The sequence below is a fragment of the Streptomyces sp. NPDC006733 genome, from assembly GCF_040636125.1.
Taxonomy (GTDB): domain Bacteria; phylum Actinomycetota; class Actinomycetes; order Streptomycetales; family Streptomycetaceae; genus Actinacidiphila.
In genome coordinates, this window is sequence record NZ_JBEYJD010000001.1 from 369,463 (window position 1) to 393,125 (window position 23,663).

22 protein-coding genes and 1 tRNA gene are annotated in these 23,663 nt (G+C 71.7%); 14 read left to right on the forward strand and 9 right to left on the reverse strand.

The features are described from left to right. Positions 1-4 precede the first annotated feature (4 nt). Complete coding sequence (locus tag ABZ721_RS01665) at positions 5-193, forward strand: DUF397 domain-containing protein (RefSeq protein WP_358786518.1); 189 nt, start codon at positions 5-7, stop codon at positions 191-193. Here the strand turns inward: ABZ721_RS01665 and ABZ721_RS01670 are convergent. Next, on the reverse strand, positions 190-507 hold the full coding sequence (locus ABZ721_RS01670; protein WP_358786519.1) for a hypothetical protein: 318 nt from the start codon (positions 505-507) through the stop codon (positions 190-192). The two genes, ABZ721_RS01665 and ABZ721_RS01670, sit on opposite strands and share 4 nt — an antisense overlap. A 156-nt stretch (positions 508-663) precedes the next feature. Between ABZ721_RS01670 and ABZ721_RS01675 the strand changes: the two genes are divergently transcribed. The 7 genes from ABZ721_RS01675 to ABZ721_RS01705 all read left to right on the forward strand — a co-directional run bounded on the left by ABZ721_RS01675 (position 664) and on the right by ABZ721_RS01705 (position 9,951). Continuing rightward, positions 664-2,469: an ABC-F family ATP-binding cassette domain-containing protein gene (locus ABZ721_RS01675; protein WP_358786520.1), complete on the forward strand. Its 1,806-nt coding sequence runs from the start codon at positions 664-666 to the stop codon at positions 2,467-2,469. A gap of 169 nt (positions 2,470-2,638) precedes the next feature. Continuing rightward, the gene (locus ABZ721_RS01680) at positions 2,639-4,396 is read left to right on the forward strand and encodes a hypothetical protein (RefSeq protein ID WP_358786521.1); all 1,758 of its coding nucleotides are present in this window, start codon (positions 2,639-2,641) and stop codon (positions 4,394-4,396) included. Between the two features lie 326 nt (positions 4,397-4,722). Continuing rightward, entirely contained in the window at positions 4,723-5,409 is a 687-nt protein-coding gene (locus ABZ721_RS01685; protein ID WP_358786522.1) for a LuxR C-terminal-related transcriptional regulator, read from the forward strand. Positions 5,410-5,588: 179 nt separating this feature from the next. Next, positions 5,589-6,632, forward strand: coding sequence for a galactose-1-phosphate uridylyltransferase (gene galT / locus ABZ721_RS01690; protein ID WP_358786523.1), 1,044 nt, complete (start codon positions 5,589-5,591; stop codon positions 6,630-6,632). Then, the gene (gene galE / locus ABZ721_RS01695) at positions 6,629-7,627 is read left to right on the forward strand and encodes a UDP-glucose 4-epimerase GalE (protein WP_358786524.1); all 999 of its coding nucleotides are present in this window, start codon (positions 6,629-6,631) and stop codon (positions 7,625-7,627) included. Before galT ends, galE begins: the two co-directional genes overlap by 4 nt. After that, positions 7,624-8,766 carry a galactokinase gene (galK, locus tag ABZ721_RS01700; RefSeq protein WP_358786525.1) on the forward strand — a complete coding sequence of 381 codons (1,143 nt, stop codon included), beginning with the start codon at positions 7,624-7,626 and terminating at the stop codon, positions 8,764-8,766. The genes galE and galK overlap by 4 nt, the downstream gene beginning before the upstream one ends. 342 nt (positions 8,767-9,108) lie before the next feature. Continuing rightward, entirely contained in the window at positions 9,109-9,951 is an 843-nt protein-coding gene (locus tag ABZ721_RS01705; protein ID WP_358786526.1) for a response regulator transcription factor, read from the forward strand. Here ABZ721_RS01705 and ABZ721_RS01710 read toward each other — a convergent pair. Beyond that, on the reverse strand, positions 9,910-10,407 hold the full coding sequence (locus ABZ721_RS01710; RefSeq protein ID WP_358786527.1) for a MarR family transcriptional regulator: 498 nt from the start codon (positions 10,405-10,407) through the stop codon (positions 9,910-9,912). The genes ABZ721_RS01705 and ABZ721_RS01710 overlap by 42 nt on opposite strands. 112 nt (positions 10,408-10,519) lie before the next feature. Between ABZ721_RS01710 and ABZ721_RS01715 the strand changes: the two genes are divergently transcribed. The 3 genes from ABZ721_RS01715 to ABZ721_RS01725 all read left to right on the forward strand — a co-directional run bounded on the left by ABZ721_RS01715 (position 10,520) and on the right by ABZ721_RS01725 (position 12,405). Next, positions 10,520-11,344: a trans-aconitate 2-methyltransferase gene (locus ABZ721_RS01715; RefSeq protein ID WP_358786528.1), complete on the forward strand. Its 825-nt coding sequence runs from the start codon at positions 10,520-10,522 to the stop codon at positions 11,342-11,344. After that, positions 11,341-11,706, forward strand: coding sequence for a VOC family protein (locus ABZ721_RS01720; protein WP_358786529.1), 366 nt, complete (start codon positions 11,341-11,343; stop codon positions 11,704-11,706). Before ABZ721_RS01715 ends, ABZ721_RS01720 begins: the two co-directional genes overlap by 4 nt. A 114-nt stretch (positions 11,707-11,820) precedes the next feature. Then, entirely contained in the window at positions 11,821-12,405 is a 585-nt protein-coding gene (locus tag ABZ721_RS01725) for a Uma2 family endonuclease (RefSeq protein ID WP_358786643.1), read from the forward strand. A gap of 48 nt (positions 12,406-12,453) precedes the next feature. Here the strand turns inward: ABZ721_RS01725 and ABZ721_RS01730 are convergent, their stop codons facing one another. From ABZ721_RS01730 to ABZ721_RS01755, 6 genes are all read right to left on the reverse strand, one after another. Next, the gene (locus ABZ721_RS01730) at positions 12,454-12,972 is read right to left on the reverse strand and encodes a hypothetical protein (RefSeq protein ID WP_358786530.1); all 519 of its coding nucleotides are present in this window, start codon (positions 12,970-12,972) and stop codon (positions 12,454-12,456) included. A 49-nt stretch (positions 12,973-13,021) separates the two neighbouring features. Beyond that, on the reverse strand, positions 13,022-13,621 hold the full coding sequence (pth, locus tag ABZ721_RS01735) for an aminoacyl-tRNA hydrolase (protein WP_358786531.1): 600 nt from the start codon (positions 13,619-13,621) through the stop codon (positions 13,022-13,024). 85 nt (positions 13,622-13,706) lie between these two features. Continuing rightward, complete coding sequence (locus ABZ721_RS01740; protein WP_358786532.1) at positions 13,707-14,297, reverse strand: 50S ribosomal protein L25/general stress protein Ctc; 591 nt, start codon at positions 14,295-14,297, stop codon at positions 13,707-13,709. Positions 14,298-14,511: 214 nt separating this feature from the next. After that, a complete protein-coding gene (locus ABZ721_RS01745; protein WP_277438543.1) occupies positions 14,512-15,492 on the reverse strand; it encodes a ribose-phosphate diphosphokinase in 981 nt (326 codons plus the stop codon). A 165-nt stretch (positions 15,493-15,657) separates the two neighbouring features. Beyond that, positions 15,658-17,100 carry a bifunctional UDP-N-acetylglucosamine diphosphorylase/glucosamine-1-phosphate N-acetyltransferase GlmU gene (gene glmU / locus ABZ721_RS01750; protein WP_358786533.1) on the reverse strand — a complete coding sequence of 481 codons (1,443 nt, stop codon included), beginning with the start codon at positions 17,098-17,100 and terminating at the stop codon, positions 15,658-15,660. 110 nt (positions 17,101-17,210) lie between these two features. Further along, a tRNA-Gln gene (locus ABZ721_RS01755) sits at positions 17,211-17,282 on the reverse strand. A gap of 200 nt (positions 17,283-17,482) precedes the next feature. On the opposite strand from ABZ721_RS01755, the gene ABZ721_RS01760 reads away from it, so the two are divergent. Continuing rightward, positions 17,483-18,466 carry a fatty acid desaturase gene (locus tag ABZ721_RS01760; RefSeq protein WP_358786534.1) on the forward strand — a complete coding sequence of 328 codons (984 nt, stop codon included), beginning with the start codon at positions 17,483-17,485 and terminating at the stop codon, positions 18,464-18,466. An 88-nt stretch (positions 18,467-18,554) separates the two neighbouring features. After that, positions 18,555-19,157 (forward strand): TetR/AcrR family transcriptional regulator, encoded by a 603-nt coding sequence (locus tag ABZ721_RS01765; protein ID WP_358786644.1) that lies wholly within the window; start codon positions 18,555-18,557, stop codon positions 19,155-19,157. Positions 19,158-19,244: 87 nt separating this feature from the next. On the opposite strand, the gene ppc is transcribed toward ABZ721_RS01765, so the two are convergent. Then, complete coding sequence (gene ppc / locus ABZ721_RS01770) at positions 19,245-21,977, reverse strand: phosphoenolpyruvate carboxylase (protein WP_358786535.1); 2,733 nt, start codon at positions 21,975-21,977, stop codon at positions 19,245-19,247. Positions 21,978-22,215: 238 nt separating this feature from the next. Between ppc and ABZ721_RS01775 the strand changes: the two genes are divergently transcribed. Further along, positions 22,216-23,595 (forward strand): histidine kinase, encoded by a 1,380-nt coding sequence (locus tag ABZ721_RS01775; RefSeq protein ID WP_358786536.1) that lies wholly within the window; start codon positions 22,216-22,218, stop codon positions 23,593-23,595. The last annotated feature ends 68 nt before the right edge of the window (positions 23,596-23,663 follow it).

The following is a 23,663-nucleotide window of genomic DNA, read 5'->3' on the forward strand; positions in this document are numbered from 1 at the left end:
CTACATGTCCTCTCTGCCCTGGCGGAAGTCCTCTTACAGCCCCGAGCAAGCGAACTGCGTCCACATATCCCGGACCGCCGACGGAACCATCCGCCTCCGCGAGTCCGACGATCCCGACGTGATCGTCCGCACCACCCCCGCCGCGCTCCGCGCATTCCTCCGCACGCTCAAGGCCGGGGCGGCCCAGCCCTAAACCGGGGCGGCCCGGCCCCAGGCCCCGCCCCAGGCCGAGGCCAGCATGCCGTTGGCTATCCACGCCACCGCCAGCAGCGCCAGCCCCAGCGCCCCGAAGGCCGCCCGGCCGTCGCGGCGCAGGACGCCGTACAGGGCGGTTGTCGTGATCACGGGGGCCGCGATGTGGGGGAGGAGGACGACCAGGGACTGGCGGTCGGGGTCGCAGAGCGCGTACGTGAGCAGGTCTGCGGCGATGAGCAGCGCTCCGAGGAGTCCGCGGACGACCACGGGCGGGCGGGGTGCGGCCGGCGGGATGCTCACGGGGAGGGTCATGCCGATGACGCCAGGTCGCCGCAGGGCGCACGGCATGAGCGGTGCTAACTCAAGGCTGCCGTGAGTACGGACCGTCACCGGGGGCTGACGGCACGGTCCACCCGGCGGCCCGACTACCCTGGGAGATCGATCGTTCCGCACCAGCATGGAGTAAAAGTGGCCGTCAACCTCGTCAACGTCGAGGCCGTAGGAAAGGTCTACGGCACCCGGGCGCTGCTCGACGGTGTTTCCCTCGGCGTTTCGGAGGGCGACCGCATCGGGGTCGTCGGCCGCAATGGTGACGGGAAGACGACCCTGATCCGGATGCTCGCGCAGTTGGAGGAGCCGGACACCGGGCGCGTCACGCACGTGGGCGGGCTGCGGCTCGGGGTGCTGACGCAGCACGACAGCCTGGATCCGACCGCGACCGTCCGGCACGAGGTGGTCGGCGACAAGGCGGACCACGAGTGGCTCGGGGACGCGAAGATCCGCGACGTGCTCACCGGGCTCTTCGGCGGGCTGGACCTGCCGGGGTTCCCGCAGGGGCTGGACACCGTGATCGGGCCGCTGTCCGGTGGCGAGCGGCGCAGGATCGCGCTGGCGAAGCTGCTGATCGACGAGCAGGACCTGGTCGTGCTCGACGAGCCGACCAACCACCTCGACGTCGAGGGCATCGCCTGGCTGGCGAGCCACCTGCAGAACCGGCGCTCCGCGCTGGTCTGCGTCACTCACGACCGGTGGTTCCTGGACCAGGTCTGCACCCGGATGTGGGACGTGCAGCGCGGTGACGTGCACGAGTACGAGGGCGGCTACAGCGACTACGTCTTCGCGCGGGCCGAGCGCGACCGGCGCGCGGCCACCGAGGAGGGCAAGCGCCAGAACCTGATGCGCAAGGAGCTGGCGTGGCTGCGCCGCGGGGCCCCGGCGCGGACCAGCAAGCCGCGCTACCGCATCGAGGCCGCGAACGAGCTGATCGCGGACGTGCCGCCGCCGCGGGACAGCGCCGAGCTGATGAAGTTCGCCAACTCGCGGCTCGGGAAGACCGTCTTCGAGCTGGAGGACGTGACGATCCAGGGCGGCGACAAGGTGCTGCTCAAGCACCTGACGTGGCAGCTCGGCCCGGGTGACCGGATCGGTCTGGTCGGGGTGAACGGCGCGGGCAAGACGTCGCTGCTGCGGGCGCTGGCGAAGGCCGCGTACTCGCAGGGCGACGAGCAGCCGCCGGCCGGCAAGGTCGTCGTCGGCAAGACGGTGAAGCTGGCGTACCTGTCGCAGGAGGTCAGCGAGGTCGACCCGACGTGGCGGGTGATCCAGGCCGTGGAGAGCGTGCGCCAGCGCGTGGACCTCGGCAAGGGCAAGGAGATGACGGCCGGGCAGCTGTGCGAGCAGTTCGGCTTCTCGAAGGAGAAGCAGTGGACGCCGGTCGGTGACCTGTCGGGTGGTGAGCGGCGCCGGCTGCAGATCCTGCGGCTGCTGATGGACGAGCCGAACGTGCTCTTCCTCGACGAGCCCACCAACGACCTGGACATCGAGACGCTGACGCAACTGGAGGACGTCCTCGACGGATGGCCCGGCTCGATGGTGGTCATCAGCCACGACCGGTTCTTCCTGGAGCGCACGACCGACAACGTCTGGGCGCTGCTCGGCGACTCGACGCTGCGGATGCTGCCGCGCGGGGTGGACGAGTACCTGGAGCGGCGGCGCCGGATCGCGGCGGACGCGGCGCCCGCGCCGGTCGCGGCGAAGGGCAAGGCGGCCGGGGCCGCGGGCTCGCGGGACGAGCGGGCGGCGAAGAAGGAGCTGCAGAAGGTCGAGCGCAGGCTCGACCGTATCGGCCAGGAAGAGGCCAAGGTGCACGCGCAGATCGCGGACAACTCGACCGACTTCGACCTGGTCGCGAAGTTGGACACGCAGTTGCGCGCGCTGCGCGACGAGCGCGACGAGCTGGAGATGCGCTGGCTGGAGCTGGCCGACGACGAGTAGGCCCGTGGGTGCTGGGATGACGCCGGGGCGTGCGCGCCCCGGCGTGTGGGGCTTGTAGCGGGCGCGTAACGGTCGGGCTCCGGCGCGTGGAGTGGCTGGAACGCAGTGATAGAAAGAGAACTCCCGCTTACCTGACCTTTACTGGTATGGCCTGAATGAGGACCTGCTGATGACGCAGCCGCCCCCGCCGCCCGGCAACCCGCCCAACCTCGGGAAGCCCGAGGCTGCTGGGCCTCCGCCTCCCCAGCAGGCCCCCTATCCGCCGACGGCCGTGAGCCCGCAGGCGCCCCAGCCGCCGCAGGGGCCGCCGCAGGGGCCGCCGCCCGGCCAGCAGCCGTACGGGCAGCAGCAGTACGGCTATCCGCAGACCCCGCCCCCTGGGCAGGTTCCGGACAACCCGTACGCGCAGCCCGTGCCGCCGGGGGAGAACCCGTACGCGCAGCCGGCTCCGCAGCAGCCGCAGTACGGCTACCCGCAGGCGCCGCCCGGCCAGGCTCCGCCGCCGCAGTACGGCTACCCGCAGGGTCCGCCCCCGCCGCAGACCGTGTTCACGCAGCCTCCCGGCGGCGGTCAGGGCGGTGGCAACAGCAAGATCGTGGTGATCATCGCGGCGGTCGTCGCGGCGGTGCTGGTCATCGGTGGCGGCGTGTGGTTCGCGACCAAGGACGACGGCGGCAGCAAGAAGCCGGTCGCGGACCAGTCCTCGACCGGGACCGGCGGCACCAACGACAAGCCGAAGGGCGTCATCAACGCCAAGATCGGCTGGAGCAAGGACTCGACGCGGCCGCCCGCCGAGGAGATCCAGGCCAAGATCCCGAACACCTGGTTCAGCGGTGACACCGTCGTGAAGACGATGACCGACTCCGTCAAGGGGTTCGCGCTCCAGGGCGGCGCGGAGAAGTGGTCGATCCCGATCACGGGCGAGTCCTGCCCGGCCTCGGACACCGCCTCCGACAACCGGGTCGCGATCCAGTTCGGCGCCAAGTGCGAGATGCTGATGGCCGTCGACATCGCCCAGGGCAAGAAGCTCTGGGAGGTGCCGCTGCCCATCGCGGCCGGCTCCTCGGCCAGCACGTTCATGTACTCCACGGTCGCGGTGAGCGGTGACATCGCCGCGGTGTCCTGGCTGCACGGGTACGCCGGGTACAAGCTGAGCACCCACGCGCAGGTCTGGGCGCCCGTCCCGTCGTCGAACTGCCAGGACAAGAGCTACACCGGCGGCAAGCAGCTGGTCGTCGAGGTGAAGTGCGGCAAGGAGGTCTTCGTCCGGGGCGTCGACACCACGACGTACAAGACGACCTGGTCCTGGCAGGTGTCGGCGGGCACCGAGCTCTCCGCCATCGTGTCCACCGATCCGGTGGTCGTCGGCATCGGCGCGACCAACAGCCTGATGTCCGACCTGATGTACCTGGAGAACGGCAAGCTCGTCGGCCACACGTCGCTGGGCAACGGCGGCTACGAGGGCAACTACGGGATCCACTGCCGGATCCCCGGTGAGGGCGCCTGCTTCAACTTCGTCATCGACGGCACGACGCTGTACACACCGACGAAGCCGCACAAGGACGCGGGCGGCGGCTACGGCCAGACCACCGAGATCGCGGCCATCGACCTGCGGACCGGCAAGCCGATGTGGACCGTCAAGCCGGACGTCCCGGGCGAGGCGCGGGTCATCGCCCTGGAGGACGGCAAGGTCATGGCGTACCAGGAGTCCGGGTACGAGAAGCCCGGCGGGATCTACGCCATGGACCCGAAGACGAAGAAGAACACGCCGTACATGAAGTTCGGCGCGGACACCGAGAAGGCCGAGCGGGACTTCTCGGACCTCTACAGCTACCAGTGGCTGTACAAGGGCCACTTCATCGTCACCGCCGTCAACGTCTCGGCGCGGGAGACCTCGTCGACCGCGGTGATCACGGACATCAGCTGACCCCTGTGGACGGGTAAAACCCCAGTACCGCACCGACGGGCCCATAACGAGACACCTGTCCCGTTGTGGGCCCGTTCTGTGCACGATGGGACGCTCCGGTTGCGAACCGGCCATCAATGACGGGTATTTCGGAATTGAGGGGTACTTCTCACCGGTAAGGGGCGCGCCGCGTCGAACAAACGTGTAGCTTCCGGGGCTAGACCCGGGCCCGCCGAGGGTCACCGCCGGGACAGTGGGCGGGCCGTGCGCTACGTACAAGTGGGGGCAGGACGTGGAGCCGCCGGGGCCGATCCCGATCGGTCCTCGGGGGGATAGGGGAACGCGACATGGGCGTACGACTTGTCGTCATCGACGACCACCGGCTGCTCGCCGAGGCGCTCGCCTCGGCACTGAAACTCCGGGGCCACCGGGTGCTCGCCGCGGCCTCGCCGGCGGCGGGAGCGGCGGATCTGATCCTCAGCAGGTCGCCCGAGGTGTGTCTGATCGGCACGTCGTCCCCGGCCGACGCGGCCGTGTTCGAGACCGTGTCACGGGTGAAGCGCGAGCGCTCGGCGGTGGCCGTGGTCGTGCTGGGGCCCGTGCCGAGCCCGCGCGGGATCGCGGCGGCGTTCGCGGCCGGCGCCTCGGGCTACGTGCGGCAGGACGAGCGCATCGAGGGCGTGGAGCGGGCCATGGTCAAGGCCAGGGCCGGTGAGGTCGCGGTCTCGCCGCAGCTGCTGCAGAGCGCGTTCGCGGAGCTGCTGAACCCGGTGGCGGAGCCCGACGACGAGGGCAGCCGGCTGCTGCAGATGCTCACCCCGCGCGAGGTCGAGGTGCTGATGCGGGTCGCCGAGGGGGAGGACACCCGGCTGATCGCCGCCGGGATGAACATCGCCCCCAGTACCGCGCGCACCCATGTGCAGCGGGTGCTGATGAAACTCGGCGTCGGCTCCCGGCTGGAGGCGGCCGCGCTCGCGGCCCGTACCGGGCTGCTGGACCGGGTGGCGGCCGGGAGCGTGTCCGCCCGCGGCTGACCGCGTTCCACCGCCCCTGACCCCGATGCCCCCGCGCCGTGCGCGGGGGCATCGTCATGCCGCCGTGCCTCCGCTCCCCGCCGATCTCACCGCTTCCTGGCCGACGCATTGACGCTACTGTTGTTTTGTGGTTCATTGTGCGCGGTTCTGTTGAGTAAGTGTAATGAGGGGCCCCCGGAGTGAAGAAGACGACGACGCGCCTGGCGGACGGCCGGGAGCTGCTCTACTACGACTCCCGTGACGACGTGGTGCGGGACGCCGTGGACCGGCGCCCGCTCGACGCGGTCGCCACCTCCGCGGAGCTGCGCCGCGACCCGCTGCTGGGCGACACCGTCGCCGTCGCCTCCCACCGGCAGGGCCGCACCTACCACCCGCCGGCCGACGAGTGCCCGCTGTGCCCGTCGCGCGACGGGCGGCTGAGCGAGATCCCGGCCGCCGACTACGACGTCGCCGTCTTCGAGAACCGCTTCCCCTCCCTGGCGGGCGACGCCGGGCGCTGCGAGGTCGTCTGCTTCACCTCCGACCACGACGCCTCGTTCGCCGACCTCAGCCCCGAGCAGGCCGGACTGGTGCTCGACGCCTGGACCGACCGCACCGCCGAGCTGTCCCAGCTCCCCGGGGTCGAGCAGGTCTTCTGCTTCGAGAACCGCGGCAAGGAGATCGGCGTCACGCTCGGCCACCCGCACGGGCAGATCTACGCGTACCCGTTCACCACCCCGCGCACCGAGCTGATGCTGCGCTCGCTGGCGGAGCACCGGGAGCGCACCGGCGGCAACCTCTTCGACGACGTGCTCGCCGACGAGCGCGCCGACGGCCGCCGCATCGTGCTGGCCGGTGAGCACTGGACGGCGTACGTCCCGTACGCGGCGCACTGGCCCTACGAGGTGCACCTGTACCCGAACCGCCGGGTGCCGGACCTGCTGGGACTCGACGAGGACGCCCGCAGAGAGTTCCCACAGGTCTATCTGGAACTCTTGAAGCGCTTCGACCGGATCTTCGGGGAGGGCGAACCGCGCACGCCGTACATCGCGGGCTGGCACCAGGCGCCGTTCACGGCGGCCGACCGGGGCGAGTTCGCGCTGCACCTCGAGCTTTTCACCGTCCGCCGCACTTCCGGCAAGCTGAAGTTCCTCGCGGGTTCCGAATCCGGCATGAGTGTGTTCATCAACGACGTGCCACCGGAGAGCGCGGCACAGCGACTGCGAGAGGTAGCGAGCCAGTGAGCACCCCCCTGAAGGTCCTGGTGACCGGCGGCGCCGGTTACGTCGGCAGCGTCGTCACCGCCCACCTGCTGGAAGCCGGCCACCGGGTCACCGTCCTGGACGACCTGTCGACCGGCTTCCGCGAGGGCGTGCCGGCCGGCGCGGACTTCGTCGAGGGGCGCGTCCAGGACGCGGGCAAGGTGCTCGACCCCTCCTTCGACGCCGTGCTGCACTTCGCCGCCTCCTCGCAGGTCGGCGAGTCGGTCGCCGACCCGGGCAAGTACTGGCGCAACAACGTGGCGGGCTCCATGGAGCTGCTCGCCGCGATGCGCGAGGCGGGGGTCCGCCGGCTCGTCTTCTCCTCCACGGCCGCGACCTACGGGGAGCCGGCGTCCGTGCCGATCACCGAGGACGACGCGACCGCGCCGACCAACCCGTACGGCGCCACCAAGCTGGCCGTCGACCACATGATCACCGGTGAGGCGGCGGCGCACGGGCTGACCGCCGTCTCCCTGCGGTACTTCAACGTGGCGGGGGCGTACCGGTCGGTCGGCGGGGGTCTGATCGGCGAGCGGCACGACCCGGAGTCGCACCTCATCCCGCTGGTCCTCCAGGTCGCGCAGGGCCGCCGCGAGGCGATCTCCGTCTACGGCGACGACTACCCGACGCCGGACGGCACCTGCGTGCGCGACTACATCCACGTCGCCGACCTGGCGCAGGCGCACCTGCTGGCGCTGACCGCGGGCGGCGCGGGCGAGCACCTGATCTGCAACCTCGGCAACGGTGAGGGCTTCTCCGTCCGCCAGGTCGTCGAGACCGTCCGGCAGGTCACCGGCCACCCGGTCCCCGAGGTCACCGTCCCGCGCCGCGGCGGCGACCCGGCCGTGCTGGTCGCGTCCGCCGAGCGGGCCCGGCGGGTCCTCGGCTGGCGTCCGACCCGGTCGGATCTCGCCGAAATCGTCCAGGACGCATGGGCGTTCGCCCAGCGCGGGGAGAGTCAGGAGAACGCCAAGTGACCGTTTTCGAGAAGGTGTTCGGCGCCGCCGCGGAGGGCGTGTGGGCAGCGCCCGGCCGGGTGAACCTGATCGGTGAGCACACCGACTACAACGACGGCTTCGTGATGCCGTTCGCGCTGCCGCACACCACCGTGGCCTCGGTCGCCCGCCGCGACGACGGCCTGCTGCGGGTGCACTCCGGCGACATGCCCGGCGGCATCGTGGAGCTGCGCCTGGACGAGCTGGCGCCCGGCAGGGACGACGGCTGGGCCTCGTACCCGGCGGGCGTGGTGTGGGCGCTGCGGGAGGCGGGCCACCCGCTGACCGGCGCCGACATCCACTACGAGAGCACCGTCCCCACCGGGGCCGGGCTGTCGTCGTCCGCCGCGCTGGAGGTCGTGACCGCGCTGGCCCTGAACGACCTGCACGGGCTGGGCATCGAGCGGGCCGCGATGGCGCTGCTGTGCCAGCGCGCCGAGAACGTCTACGTCGGCGCCCCGACCGGGATCATGGACCAGACGGCGTCCGCCTGCTGCACCGAGGGACACGCGCTGTTCGTGGACACCCGGGACGGGTCGCAGCGCCAGGTGCCGCTGGACCTCGCGGCGGAGGGGATGCGGCTGCTGGTCGTGGACACCCGCGTCAAGCACGCGCACAGCGACGGCTCGTACGCCGAGCGCCGGGCCGGCTGCGAGGCCGGCGCCGCCGCCCTCGGGGTGCCCGCGCTGCGCGACATCCCCTTCGACGGCCTGGCCGGGGCCCTCGACCGGCTGCGCGAGGGCGGGCAGGACGAGAGCATCCTCGGCCTGGTCCGCCACATCGTCACCGAGAACCACCGGGTCGAGCAGGTCATCGAGCTGCTGGACGCGGGCCGGACCCGCGACATCGGCGCGGTCCTGACGGCCGGTCACGTCTCGCTGCGGGACGACTTCCGGATCTCCTGCGCCGAGCTGGACCTCGTCGTGGACACCGCCAACGCCTCCGGCGCGCTGGGCGCGCGGATGACGGGCGGCGGGTTCGGCGGCTCGGCCATCGTCCTCGCGGAGAGCGACGCCGCGGAGAAGATCACCGAGGCGGTCGTCTCGGCGTTCGCGGCCGCGGGCCTGAAGGAGCCGCGGGTCTTCACGGCGGTCCCGTCGGCGGGCGCCCGCCGCGTCTGACCCCGCCGTCCCAAACCCCCGCCGACCGGATTGTGGCGGGGAGACGGAGCACCAGCCTTCCCGCGCGCCCCATGGGTTGGCCGAATGCATCCGCTGCTACCGGCCACTTCTGCCAATCGGGCGCTATCGGCGCCCCCGGCCCCTACGCTTCTGACACAGCGCCGGTGGGGGCCGGCGCCATCAGGGGGCGAGACGCAAGGATTCGGCACCCGGAACAGGCACCACGGACGCGGCACGACGGCGGTCGTGCGGTGCCGAGGTGGATCACCCTGTTTCCGGGCGCCGGATCCCATGCGATCAATCCCAAACGTGGGGGAGGGCAACATGTCGGGAGTGGGGCCCGTGGGACGTATTCGTGTCCTCGTCGTGGACGATCACCGGATCTTCGCTGAATCGCTGGCCGCCGCACTGGCGGCGGAGCCGGACGTCGACGTGTCGGCGGCCGGCAGCGGCCCCGCCGCCCAGCGCTGTCTGGAGCGCGCGGTGGCCGACAACCGCAGGTACGACGTGCTGCTGGTCGACGCCGACCTCGGCGCGGTGTTCCGTGCGCCGGGCGCCCCGGTGGGCGCCGGCACGCTGACCGCGGTACCGCGGCTGGTGCCGGAGGTGCGGCACGCGGACCATCCGGGCCCCGCCGTGGCGGCGGTCCCGGAGCAGCTGGTCGACGGCATCGGACTGGTGGAGCGGGTCCGGACCGAGTACCCGTCGACGCGCACGGTGGTGCTGGCCGAGCGGGACGACGCGCGGCGCGCGGCGCGGGCGCTGCAGGCCGGGGCCTCCGGCTGGGTCGCCAAGGACTGCTCGCTCTCCCGGCTGCTGGCCGTGATGCGCGGGGTGCTGCGGGACGAGACGCACCTGCCGCCCGCGCTGCTCACCGGCGTGCTGCGGGAGCTGACGGCCGCCCGCCGGCACCGCACCGAGAGCGAACGGCTGGTGGAGTCGCTGACGCCGCGCGAGCAGGAGGTGCTGCGCTGCATGGTGGCCGGGCTCGGCCGCAAGGCGGTCGCCGAACGGCTCTTCCTGTCCCCGCACACCGTCCGCACGCACATGCAGAACGTGCTGGGGAAGCTGGGCGTGCACTCGACGCTGGCGGCGGTCGCGCTCGCGCGCCGGGCCGGTGTCGGACCGGTCGAACTGGTCCCGTCAGCCGGGGATGTTGTCGAACGGAGCGGTCAGCTGTCGTAGCAGCGCCGCCAGGTCGCTGCGCTGGCGGTCCGTCAGCTCGCCGAGGATGGACCGCTCCTGGGCGAGCAGCCCGGCCAGCGCCTGGTCGGCGCGCTCCCGCCCCTCGGGCGTCAGCCGCACGAGCACCCCGCGCCGGTCCGAGGGGTCCGGGAGCCGTTCCACCAGGCCCTTCTTGGCGAGCCGGTCGATGCGGTTGGTCATCGTGCCGGAGGTGACGAGGGTCTGCGTGAGCAGTTGCCCGGGGGAGAGCTGGTACGGGTCGCCGGTGCGGCGCAGCGAGGTGAGCACGTCGAACTCCCACGGCTCCAGGCTGTGCTCGGAGAAGGCCAGCCGCCGGGCCCGGTCCAGGTGCCGGGCGAGCCTGCTGACGCGGCTGAGCACCTCGAGCGGTTCCACGTCGAGGTCGGGGCGCTCTCGGCGCCATGCAGCGACCAAACGGTCGACCTCGTCCTCCATGACGATCAGTGTAGTGGTTCTGTCGATATGAAGTCTCTTGACGTCAAGATAAATCGTGAGGCACCGTAGAGGACGTCAGCAGACCCGCCAGAACCACCAGGGAGACAGAAACGTGCCGGCAGCAGCACCCGCCTGGGACCCCCAGCAGTACCTGCACCACACCGACCACCGCACCCGCCCCTTCCACGAGCTGCTCGCCCGGGTGCCCGTCCTCCCCGGGGAGGGGCCGCGCATCGCGGACATCGGCTGCGGTCCCGGCAACGTCACCACGCTGCTCACCCACCGCTGGCCGGCCGCCCGCGTCACCGGCTTCGACAACTCGCCGCAGATGCTGGAGGCGGCCCGCGCCTACGCGGGCCCGACCCCCGGCGGCGGGCACCTGGACTTCCGGGCCGCCGACGCCGCGCACTGGGCGCCGGACGAGACCTACGACCTGATCGTCGCCAACGCCGCCCTGCAATGGGTCGAGGGCCACGCGCAGCGATTCCCGGAGTGGCTGGCCCACCTGGCCCCCGGCGGCACCTTCGCCTTCCAGGTCCCCGGCAACCACACGGCCCCCAGCCACGTCCTGCTCGCCGAACTCTGCGCGTCCCCGAAGTGGCGGACCCGGCTGGGCGGCGCGGCCGACCGCCGCGTCCTGATCCACGAGCCGGAGGAGTACTTCCAGCAGCTCAGCTGCCTCGGCTGCGAGACCGACGTGTGGGAGACGACGTACCTGCACCACCTTCAGGGGCCGGACCCGGTGCTCGAATGGACCAAGGGCACCGCGCTGCGCCCGGTGCTGACCGTGCTCGGGGACGACCGCGCCGCCCGCGAGGCGTTCCTCGCCGAGTACGCCGAACTGCTGCGCACGGCCTACCCGGCCGGTCCGCACGGCACGGTCTTCCCGTTCCGGCGGATCTTCGTCGTCGCCCGCAAGGACGGGGCCGCCGCGTGATCAGCGCCCTCGACCACGTCCAGCTCGCGGCGCCGCCCGGCAGCGAGGACGCGCTGCGCGCCTTCTACGGGGACGTCCTCGGCATGACCGAACTCCCCAAGCCGCCCGCGCTCGCCGCCCGCGGCGGCTGCTGGTTCGCCTCCGGCGCGGCGCAGCTCCACCTCGGGATCGAGGAGGACTTCCGGCCCGCCAGGAAGGCGCACCCGGGCATCAGGGTGGACGGCATCACCGCGTACGCCCGGCGGCTGGAGGAGCGCGGCGCGCCCGTCGTGTGGGACGACAACCTGCCGGGACACCGCCGCTTCTACTGCGACGACCCGGTCGGCAACCGCCTGGAGTTCCTGGAGCCGGATGATTCCTGAAGGCCGCAGGATCCGGCAGCGCGGGGACCGGTCCCACGCTTGCGGGTGATGTGACGGACGGTACCGCCCGCTACGGTGAAGGCAGACTGCAGAATCCCGTCCATGGGAGGAACCATGACCGCCGAGTCCGTGCACCGCTGGCCGGTGCCGCCGCAGGACGGCTACACCGTGGACGACCTGCTGACGCTGCCCGACCTCCCGCCGCACACGGAGCTGATCGACGGGAGCCTGGTATTCGTGAGTCCGCAGCGGTACTTCCACAGTGTGGTGATCGATCTGCTGATGAGCGGCTTGCGCCGGACCGTTCCGAAGCATCTGAAGGCGGTCCGGGAGATGACCGTCATCCTGAGCCGGCGCGACGGTCCTGAGCCCGATGTCTCGGTCGTACGGGCCGAGGCGGTGACCAGCCGCCTCCAGACCCGCTTCGACGCGGCGGACGTCCTGCTCGCCGTCGAGGTCGTCTCCCCGGACTCCGAGGCACGCGACCGCGAGACCAAGCCGCGGAAGTACGCCGCGGCGGGCATCGAGAACTTCTGGCTGGTCGAGATGGCGGGGCAGGACGCCCACCCGGTGGTCCACGTGTACGAACTCGACAAGGTCACCAAGGCGTACGCCCTCACCGGAATCCACCGCGACCTGCTCAAGACCGGCGTCCCGTACGACATCGACATCGACCTGGGCGCTGTCGACGAGTTCTAGTCGCGGGCCGCCCGGCGGTAGCCGGGTGCAGGTCCGGGGCGACGCGGACTACAGCAGGACGAAGGCCGTGGCCATCAGGGCCGCGCCCGACAGGCCGGCTGCCCAGGCGCTGCGCGGCATCCGCAGGCCGCCCGCGAGTACCAGGGCGGCCAGCAGGAGGGCGCCGCCGAGCGGGACCCAGGCGTAGAGCACTCCGGGCCAGCCGATGCGCACCACGTCGTCGGTGCCGGGCTTCACGGCGACCCTGAGCCGCTCGCCGGTGCGGTGGGTGACCGACCGGGTGATGGTGACCTTCGGCCGCGCCGTGGCGGCCCCGGCGGGGGCGAAGGGGCCGGTGCAGGTCTTGTCGCCGCAGGCGGCGACCGTCATGGTGCCGCGCTCGCGGCCCTTGCTGAGCATCACGTGCTGGGCGGTGCCCCAGGACACCCACACGCCCGAGGCGAGCAGCAGGGCGACCACCGTCCACAGGATCACGGCCTTGCCGACGAGCAGCACGCCCCAGGTACTCTCCGCCGCCCGGCGGGCCCGGCTCCGTTTGACCATGCGGGCGATCTTTGGCCATGACATGCCATGGAGTCAACCGCCGTGGCAGGAGGCGGGCGCCGCCGGCGGGCCGTCAGCTGTTGTACGTGCTCTGTGCCCGCTCCAGGCCGTCGGAGATCAGCGACTCGACGGCGTCGGCGGAGCGGTCGACGAACCAGTCCAGTTCCTTGCGCTCGGCCGAGGAGAAGTCCTTGAGCACGAAGGCCGCCACGTCCATCCGGCCGGGCGGCCGGCCGATGCCGCAGCGCACCCGCAGATAGTCCGGGCCCAGCGACTTGGTGATCGACTTCAGGCCGTTGTGGCCGTTGTCGCCGCCGCCCAGTTTCAGCCGCAGCGTCGGGTAGTCGATGTCCAGCTCGTCGTGGACGGCGATGATCTGCCCGGTGGGCACCTTGTAGAAGTCGCGCAGCCCGGTGACGGGCCCGCCGGAGAGGTTCATGAACGTCATCGGCTTGGCCAGCACCACCCGCTGCCCGGCGATCCGGCCCTCGACCACCTGGGCCCGGCTCTTGTGCGTCTTGAACCGGCCGCGGATCCGCTCCGCGAGCAGGTCAGCGACCATGAAGCCGATGTTGTGCCGGTTGCCGGCGTACTCGGGGCCGGGGTTGCCGAGTCCGGCCACCAGCCAGGGCCCCTCGGGGGCGGGCGAACTGCTCATGCTCATGCCGTCCATTCAAGTCCACTGACGTCGCAACCCGAACCGCCGCCCCGCTCCGAGGGGAGCGGGGCGGCGGTTCGGGACAGCGGAGGCGGGAGGATCAGGCCTCGGTGCTCTCGGCGGTCTCGGCGGACTCGTCCGCCGGCTCCTCGGCCTGCGGGGCCACGATCTGGATGACGACGGTGTCGCCGTCGATCGTCAGCACGGTGCCCTCGGGCAGCGTGATGTCCTTGGCGAGGATGGAGGCGCCTGCCTCCAGGCCCTCGATGGAGACGGAGACCGAGGTCGGGATGTGGGTGGCCTCGGCCTCGACCGGAAGGGCGTTGAGGACGTGCTCCAGCAGGCCGCCGCCCGGGGCCAGCTCGCCCTCGGTGTGCACGGCCACCTCGACGCTGACCTTCTCGCCGCGCTTCACGGTGAGCAGGTCGACGTGCTTGAGGAAGCCCTTGATGGCGTCGCGCTGGACGGCCTTGGGGAGCACGAAGGTGGTCTTGCCCTCGACCTCGAGGCTGATCAGGACGTTCTTGGTGCGGAGCGCGAGCAGCAGCGCGTGACCCGGGAGGTTCACGTGCACCGGGGTGGCACCGTGGCCGTAGACGACACCGGGGACCAGGTTGGCGCGGCGCGCACGGCGGGCGGCACCCTTGCCGAATTCGGTACGGACCTCGGCGCTGAGCTTGACCTCGGACATGAGAATCACTCCTCGTAAAGAGACGACTGGCTTGGACACATGTCGCCCGGCCCACGACGGGGGCCGATCCACTTACGAGGAGCGCGCCGATAACGGAGACGAAAAAGCCTCCCTCGCCGAGCAAACTCCAGGAGTCTACCCGGCGGGGAGGCCTTGACGAAATCGATCAACCCGTCCTCGGGATCGGAGCGGGAACCGACCGGTGATCAGGTGTTCAGTGCGAGGCGCCGTCGAAGAGGCTGGTGACCGAGCCGTCCTCGAAGACCTCGCGGATCGCGGACGCGAGCGTCGGCGCGATCGAGAGGACCGTGATCTTGTCCAGCTCCAGCTCGCCCGGGGTTGGCAGCGAGTTGGTGAAGATGAACTCGCTCACCTGCGAGTTCTTCAGGCGGTCGGCGGCCGGGCCGGAGAGCACACCGTGCGTCGACGCCACGATGACGTCCTCGGCGCCGTTGGCGAACAGGGCGTCCGCGGCGGCGCAGATGGTGCCACCGGTGTCGATCATGTCGTCGACGAGGACGCAGATGCGGCCCCTGACGTCACCGACGACCTCGTGCACCGTCACCTGGTTCGCGACGTCCGGGTCGCGGCGCTTGTGGACGATCGCCAGCGGGGCGCCGAGGCGGTCGCACCAGTTGTCGGCCACGCGGACGCGGCCGGCGTCCGGGGAGACGATGGTGAGCTTGGTGCGGTCGACCTTGGCACCGACGTAGTCGGCCAGGATCGGCAGCGAGATCAGATGGTCCACCGGGCCGTCGAAGAAGCCCTGGATCTGCGAGGCGTGCAGGTCCACGGCGAGCAGCCGGTCGGCACCCGCGGTCTTGAACAGGTCGGCCATCAGCCGCGCCGAGATCGGCTCGCGGCCGCGGTGCTTCTTGTCCTGGCGGGCGTAGCCGTAGAACGGCAGGATCACGGTGATGCGCTTGGCGGAGGCCCGCTTCAGCGCGTCGATCATGATCAGCTGTTCCATGATCCACTTGTTGATCGGAGCGGTGTGGCTCTGGATCACGAACGCGTCGCTGCCGCGCGCGGACTCCTCGAAACGGACGTAGATCTCACCGTTCGCGAAGTCGAACGCCTTGGTCGGGACGAGGTCGACACCGAGCTGGTGGGCCACCTCCTCCGCGAGTTCCGGATGAGCGCGTCCGGAGAAGAGCATCAGCTTCTTCTCACCGGTCGTCTTGAGCCCGGTCACACCGTCTCCTTGGTTCTACGGGTCCACGGGGGTTCGGAGGCGACCCCGGTAAGACTCAGTTAAGACTCGGTTCGCAGCTTCGTCCCGTGGACGTCGGCCTGCGGCATTCCGTGCACCTCTACGGTACGCCCCGCCGGGCCGCGTCGTGACCTGGCGGGAGTGCCGTTACTCACCCTGGGCGGCTCGCTCGGCGGCCTCCGCGGCGGCGCTCCCGGGGCGCTTGCGGGCGACCCAGCCCTCGATGTTCCTTTGCTGGCCGCGCGCCACGGCCAGCGAACCGGCCGGTACGTCCTTGGTGATCACGGAGCCGGCGGCGGTGTAGGCGCCGTCCCCGACTGTGACCGGTGCCACGAACATGTTGTCGGAGCCGGTCTTGCAGTAGCTGCCGATCGTGGTGTGGTGCTTGACCTCGCCGTCGTAGTTCACGAAGACGCTCGCGGCGCCGATGTTCGTGTACTCGCCGATCGTCGCGTCGCCCACGTACGACAGGTGCGGCACCTTGGTGCCCTCGCCGATCGTCGCGTTCTTCATCTCGACGTACGTGCCGGCCTTGGCCTTCGCGCCGAGCCGGGTGCCGGGGCGCAGGTAGGCGAACGGTCCGACGGTGGCGCCCTCGCCGATCTCGGCGCTCAGCGCGACCGTGTTGCTCACCTGGGCGCCCGCGCCGACGGTGGTGTCGGTCAGCGTGCAGTTCGGGCCGACCTCGGCGCCCTCGGCCACGCTGGTGGCCCCGTACAGCTGGGTGTTGGGCAGCACCAGGGAGTCGGGCGCGAACCGGACGTTCACGTCGACCCAGGTCGAGGCGGGGTCGACGACGGTGGCGCCGGCCAGCATCGCCGCGTCCAGCAGGCGGTCGTTGAGCGTGCGGCGGGCCTGGGAGAGCTGCACCCGGTTGTTGATCCCGGCGATCTCGCGGTGGTCCGCGGCGACCGCGGCGCCGACCCGGTGCCCGGCCTCGCGCAGGATGGCGAGGGTGTCGGTGAGGTACTCCTCGCCCTGCGCGTTGTCCGTGGTGACCTTGCCGAGCGCGTCGGCGAGCAACTGCGCGTCGAAGGCGAAGACGCCGGAGTTGATCTCGGCGATGGCCAGCTGGGCCTCGTTGGCGTCCTTGGTCTCCACGATCGCCGACACGGAGCCGTCGGCGGCGCGCACGATCCGGCCGTAGCCGGCCGGGTCCGGCACCGCGGCGGAGAGCACCGTGACGGCGTTGCCGTCGCCCTCGTGCGTCGCGACCAGCGAGCGCAGCGTCCCGGCGGTCAGCAGCGGGGTGTCGCCGCAGGTGATCACGACCGTGCCGGTGAGGACGACGCCCTGGGCCGACAGCGCCTCCAGCGCCATCCGGACCGCGTGCCCGGTGCCGAGCTGCTGGTCCTGCACGGCGGTGCGCGCCTCGGGGTCGATCTCGGTGAGGTGGGCGGCGACCTGCTCGCGGGCGTGGCCGACGACCACGACCAGGTGCTCCGGGTCGAGCGCGCGGGACGCGGCCACGACGTGGCCGACCAGGGTGCGCCCGCAGATGGCGTGCAGGACCTTGGGGACGGCCGACTTCATGCGGGTGCCCTCACCCGCGGCGAGGACGACGACAGCAGCCGGGCGGTTGGGGCTCACGGAAGGGGCTCCTCGGCTTTGGGTGACGGACATCCGCAGGATACCGGGGGGTATGCGGGGGGAAATACGCGCGGGTCCCGACCAGGAAGGCCGGGACCCGCTCGTTCAAGCTCCGCCGCCAGGACTCGAACCCGGACAAAGGGCACCAAAAGCCCCGGTGCTGCCAATTACACCACGGCGGACCGGCGCACCTGGGCGCGCCTGCGCGTCCCTACTATGCCGCAAGCGACCACGTGAACGCGACGAGGTTCGGGGTAGACCTAGTAACGGGGCGTCAGCCCTCCGGGCCTGTTGCCTGACGACGCGACGCTGCCATACTTACGTCGCCGTAGGTTACGGTTCCGTAGTAAATCCCCCCATACACCCCCGGTGAGGGACCTTCATGACCGCACAGGCCGACGTGATCACCGAGCCCCGAGACCCCGGGCCCGGCCAATTCGTAACCCTCGCCACCCTCGGTGGCGACAACAAGGGCATGACCGAGCGCATCACCCTCGGCGCCTTCATCGGCGTCCCCTTCGCGGCGCTCGTCGTCGCGATCCCACTGGCCTGGGGCTGGGGGATGAGCTGGCTCGACCTCGGTCTGATGGTCGGCATGTACTTCATCGGCTGCCACGGCATCACCATCGGCTTCCACCGGTACTTCACCCACGGTGCCTTCAAGGCCAAGCGCCCGCTGCGGATCGCGCTCGCCGTCGCCGGCTCGCTGGCCGTCGAGGGCCCGGTCGTGCGCTGGGTCGCGGACCACCGCAAGCACCACAAGTACTCCGACGCGGACGGCGACCCGCACTCCCCGTGGCGCTACGGCGAGACCGTGCCGGCCCTCATGAAGGGCCTGTGGTGGGCCCACATCGGCTGGATGTTCGACACCGAGCGGACCCCGCAGGAGAAGTACGCGCCGGACCTGATGAAGGACCCGGCGATCAGGATGATCTCCCGGCAGTTCCTGGCCTTCACCCTCATCTCGCTCGCGATCCCGCCGCTCGTCGGCGGACTGGTCACGATGAGCTGGACGGGCGCCTTCAGCGCGTTCTTCTGGGGATCGCTCATCCGGGTGGGCCTGCTGCACCACGTCACCTGGTCGATCAACTCCATCTGCCACGCCGTCGGCGACCGCCCGTTCAAGTCCCGCGACCGGTCTGGCAACGTGTGGTGGCTGGCCATCCTGAGCTGCGGGGAGTCCTGGCACAACCTGCACCACGCCGAGCCCACCTCGGCCCGGCACGGCGTGCTGCGCGGCCAGGTCGACTCCAGCGCCCGCCTCATCCGCTGGTTCGAACAGCTGGGCTGGGCGAGCGACGTCCGGTGGCCCAGCAAGGAGCGGATCGCCGCCCGGCGTAAGGAAAGCATCAGCGAAGCGGCATGATTGACGCGTGAGCGACGGCAGCAGTACGAGCGGCGAGGGCCCGAACGGAACGGCGGGTACGAGCGCTCGGCGCGCCCGCCGGGTACGGATGACCGGCAAGGAGCGGCGCGAGCAACTGCTCGACATCGGTCGCACGCTCTTCGCGGAACGCGGTTTCGAGGGCACCTCGGTCGAGGAGATCGCCCACAAGGCGGGAGTCTCCAAGCCGGTCGTCTACGAGCACTTCGGCGGCAAGGAAGGCCTCTACGCCGTCGTCGTGGACCGGGAGATGCGCCGGCTGCTCGACATGGTCACCAGTGCCCTCACCGGCGGCCATCCGCGCGAGCTCCTGGAACAGGCGGCGTTCGCGCTGCTCGACTACATCGAGCAGTACACCGACGGGTTCCGGATCCTGGTCCGGGACTCGCCCGTCGCCCAGTCCACCGGCACCTTCGCGTCCCTGATCAGCGACATCGCCACCCAGGTCGAGGACATCCTCGGCATGGAGTTCAAGAACCGCGGCTTCGACGCCAAGCTCGCGCCCATGTACGCCCAGGCTCTCGTCGGCATGGTCGCCCTGACCGGCCAGTGGTGGCTGGACGCGCAGCGGCCGGACAAGGCCGAGGTCGCCGCGCACCTGGTGAACCTGTCGTGGAACGGGCTGTCGGGCCTGGAGCCCAAGCCCCGGCTGATCGGGCACCGCAAGAACTGAACCGCAGGGCTGAACCGCACGAACCGAACGGCGAGGGCCCCCGGACGACACAGCGTCCGGGGGCCCTCGTACGTCCTGGTGGGGCCGTCAGCCGGTGTTGCGCAGGCCCGCCGCCACACCGTTGACCGTCAGCAGCAGGGCCCGCGAGAGCAGCGGGTCCGCCTCCTCGCCCCGGGCCGCCGCCTCGCGCTGCCGCGAGAGCAGGGCGACCTGGAGGTACGAGATCGGGTCGAGGTACTGGTCGCGGATGTGGAACGTCTGCGCCAGCGCCGGGTCGCCGGCCAGCAGCTCCGTCTCACCGGTGACCCGCAGCACCTCCTGCACGGTGAGCGCGTGCTCCGCCTCGATGGTGTCGAAGACGTGCTTGAGCTCGTCGGGCACGAGGGAGTCCACGTAGTGCCGGGCGATCCGCAGGTCGGTCTTGGCCAGCGTCATCTCGACGTTGGACAGGAAGTTGCGGAAGAAGTGCCAGTTCGCGTGCGCCTCGTCGATGACGGAGCCGAGACCGGCGTCCCGCGCGGCCTTGAGGCCGGAGCCGACCCCGAACCAGCCCGGGACGATCTGCCGGGACTGCGTCCAGCCGAACACCCATGGGATGGCCCGCAGCCCGTCGAGGCCCGCGCCCGAGTCCGGGCGGCGGGAGGGGCGGGAGCCCAGGTGCAGCTCGGCGAGCTGGTCCACCGGGGTCGAGGCGAAGAAGTACGACGGCAGGTCCGGGTCCTCGACGAGGTTCCGGTACGCGTTGTGCGCCGCGTCGGAGATGGTGTCCATCGCCGCGTCCCAGCGGGCCAGCGCCTCGTCGGACTGGCGCGGCGAGGTGTGCAGGGCGGACGCCTGCAGCGTCGCCGCGACGGTCAGTTCGAGGTTCTCGCGGGCCAGCGACGGGATCAGGTACTTGTCGGAGATGACCTCGCCCTGCTCGGTCACCTTGATCTCGCCCTCCAGCGTCCCCCACGGCTGCGCGAGGATCGCGGTGTGCGAGGGGCCGCCGCCGCGGCCGACGGTGCCGCCGCGGCCGTGGAAGAGCCGCAGCCGCACGCCGTAGCGGTGCGCGACGTCGCGCAGCCGGCGCTGGGCGCGGTGGATCTCCCACTGCGAGGTGGTGATGCCGCCGAACTTGGAGGAGTCGGAGTACCCGAGCATGACCTCCTGCACGTCGCCGCGGAGCGAGACCAGCCGGCGGTAGGACGGGTCCGCGAGCATCTCGTCGAGGATCCGGTCCGCCTCCTTCAGCTCGTCCGTCGTCTCCAGCAGCGGGACGATGCCGATCTGGGCGACCCCGCCGTGCAGGTCGATCAGGCCGGCCTCACGGGCCAGCACCGCCGCGGCGAAGACGTCGTCCGCGCCCTGGCACATCGAGATGATGTAGGACTCGACGACCTCGGGCCCGAAGCGCGCGAACGCCTCGCGGATGGTGTGGAAGACCCCGAGGGTCTTCGCGCCGGCCGCGTCCAGCGGGGCCGGGGTGCCGGCCAGCGGGCGGCGGGAGCGCAGCTCCTTCGCGAGCAGCTTGCGCCGGTAGTCGCGCGGCATGTCCGCGTACCGCCAGGACTCCTCGCCGAGCCGGTCGAAGAGCTGACCCAGCGCGTGGTGGTGCGCGTCGGCGTGCTCGCGCACGTCCATCGTGGCGAGCTGCAGGCCGAACGCGGCCAGGGTGCGGATGGTGCGCTCCAGCCGGCCGTCCGCCATCAGCTCGCCGCGGTTGGCGCGCAGCGAGGCCTGGATCAGCGCGAGGTCCGCCAGCAGCTCGCCGCTGCCCAGGTAGTCGCGGCCGGGGACGTGCGCGCTGCCCGCGGCGAGCCGCTCGCGGGTGTTGACGAGCTTCTGCCGGATGCAGGTGGCCTTGAGGCGGTACGGCTCCTCGGCGTTCAGCCGCTTGTAGCGCGGGCTGATCTCGGGGAGCGCCGACAGGTCGGCGTCGAGCGAGGTGAGCAGCTCCGTGGTCGCGCCGCAGTTGCGGATCGAGTTCGAGAGCGCGCCGCGCAGCGTGTCCACCAGCTCCAGGGCGTCGGTGATGCCGTGCTCGTGCTGCAGGATCAGGACGTCCCAGGTGACCTCGGGGGTCACGTTCGGGTTGCCGTCGCGGTCGCCGCCGATCCAGGTGCCGAAGGTCAGCGGGCGGGTCTCGGGCGGCAGCGGCACACCGACCCGCTCCAGCTCGGCCGACAGGTCCTCCAGGACGTCGCCGACGGCCCCGGCGTGCAGCTCGTCGAGGTAGTAGATCGCGTTGCGCGCCTCGTCGGCGGGCTCCGGGCGCACCACGCGCAGCTCGTCGGTCTGCCACAGCAGGTCGATGTTCTCGGCCAGCCGCAGGTCGGCGCGGCGGCGGTCGCCGTTCCCGTCGCCCTGGTGCGCGTCGAGCAGCTCGGCGATGCGCCGCAGCTTGTTCAGCACGCTGCGGCGGGCCGCCTCGGTGGGGTGCGCGGTGAAGACCGGGCGCACGTTGAGGTGCTTGACGGTCTCCCGGACGTGGTCCGCGTCGGCGTCCTTCATCAGGTCCGCCGTCTGGCTGAGCAGACCGCCCTCGGAGGCGCGGCGGGCGCGCAGCTCGCGACCGCGGTGCACCTGCTCGGTGACGTTCGCGAGGTTGAAGTACGTGGAGAAGGCCCGCACCAGCTTCGCGGCGGTCTGCAGGTCCGTCTCGCCGAGGAGGGCTGCGGCGGCCTCGCCGTCGGAGCGGGTCAGGGCCCGTACCTTCTCGACGAGGTCGAGTAGCTCCTGGCCCTCCTGGCGGACGAGCGTCCCGCCGAGGAGTTCGCCCAGCCGGCGGATGTCGGCGCGTAGGGCTGGGCTGTCCGTTGCGTTGTCGGCGCTGCTCACAGGTGCGGCTCCTAGTGCAGTGGAATGGGCGACGGCTGATCTCCCCGCCGGAGAAGGGCGAGGTGGGGCGGACCGCGCTGTCCGACCCGAACAGGATAGGTCGCGCCATCGCCGGCCACGGCCCCCGCCCATCTGGCGGACACCCCTAAAGGCCCGCGCCGGGTCCCCTGGCCGGGTCCCGCACGGCCCGGGACACCGCGACCCCTGCCCGCGCGGGACACGGCCTAGGCTGGTCCGTATGAGTACGACGGGGGCGCACGTACCGGATGACAGGGGTGGGGGCCGGGCCCGGCCCGGCCCGTGGTGGTGGCCGAGGCGGCGCAGCCTCGTGCTCGACGCGACGCTGGCCGCTGTGTCGGCGCTGGAGTGCTTCCTCGAAGGGGCCTCCTTCGCGGAGAAGACCGGGATCGAGCCCGGGATCGGCGCGGTCTTCGGGCTGCTGGTCGGCGCGTCGCTGCTGGTGCGCCGCCGCTGGCCGGTCGCGGTCGTGCTGCTGGCCATCGCGGTCACGCCCGCCCAGCTCGGGTTCCTGCTCGGCATCGTCGGCCTGTACACGCTGGCCGCCTCCGAGGTGCCGCGCCGCATCACCGCGACCCTGGCCGTGATGACCGGGGCCGGCACGATGATCGTCGCGTTCATCCAGATGCGGGAGAGCCTGCGGCAGGACAGCGAGACCCCGATGGTCGTCATCGTGATCACGTCGGTCCTGATGGCCCTGGGGCTGACCGCGCCGCCGGTGCTGCTCGGCCTGTACGTCCGGGCCCGGCGCCGGCTGGTGGAGAGCCTGCGGGAGCGGGCGGACGGCCTGGAGCGGGAGCTGACGCTCCTCGCGGAGAAGGCGACGGAGCGGGCGGAGCGGGCGCGGGCCGACGAGCGGACCCGGATCGCCCGCGAGATGCACGACGTGGTCGCGCACCGGGTCAGCCTGATGGTGGTGCACGCGGCGGCGCTCCAGGCGGTGGCCCTGAAGGACCCGGAGAAGGCGTCGGCCAGCGCGCAGCTGCTGGGGGACATGGGGCGGCAGGCGCTGAACGAGCTCCGCCAGATGCTGGGCGTCCTGCGGACGGCGCAGGTGGTGGACACGCTGGCCTTCACGGAGCTGGGGGTGGCACGCGTCGCGGGCCGGTCCGTCGGCGCGGTGGACGGCGCCGTCCCGGCCGCCGACTCCTCCGCGGACGGGCCGCAGGGGGACGGAGCCTGCCTCGCCCGGCTGGAGGCGCTCGTGGAGGAGTCGCGGGCGGCGGGGATGCGGGTGGAGCTGACCGTCGAGGGCGAGGAGCGCTCGTGCGAGAACCAGGTCGAGCGGACCGCGTACCGCGTGGTGCAGGAAGCCCTCACCAACGTGCACAAGCACGCCCCCGGGGCCGTGACGGAGGTCCGGCTCGCCTACCGCGAGGCCGAGGTCGCCGTCCGCGTGCAGAACGGCCCGTCGGACGGCTCGCCCGCCGCGGCGCTGCCCAGCGGCGGCCACGGCCTGGTCGGCATGAAGGAGCGCGTCACCGCGCTGGGCGGCGGCTTCGTGGCCGGCCACACCGAAGCGGGCGGCTTCCGCGTCTCCGCCATGATCCCCGCCCTCCCCACCGCCGCGATCCCGGCCGGGCCGCCGGCCGCGGGCTGAGCGCGGGCGCGGTCGGGCCGCCCCCGCGTCGCGGCGCGTTCCCGCGGCGCGCGGCCGTCAGGCCCTCG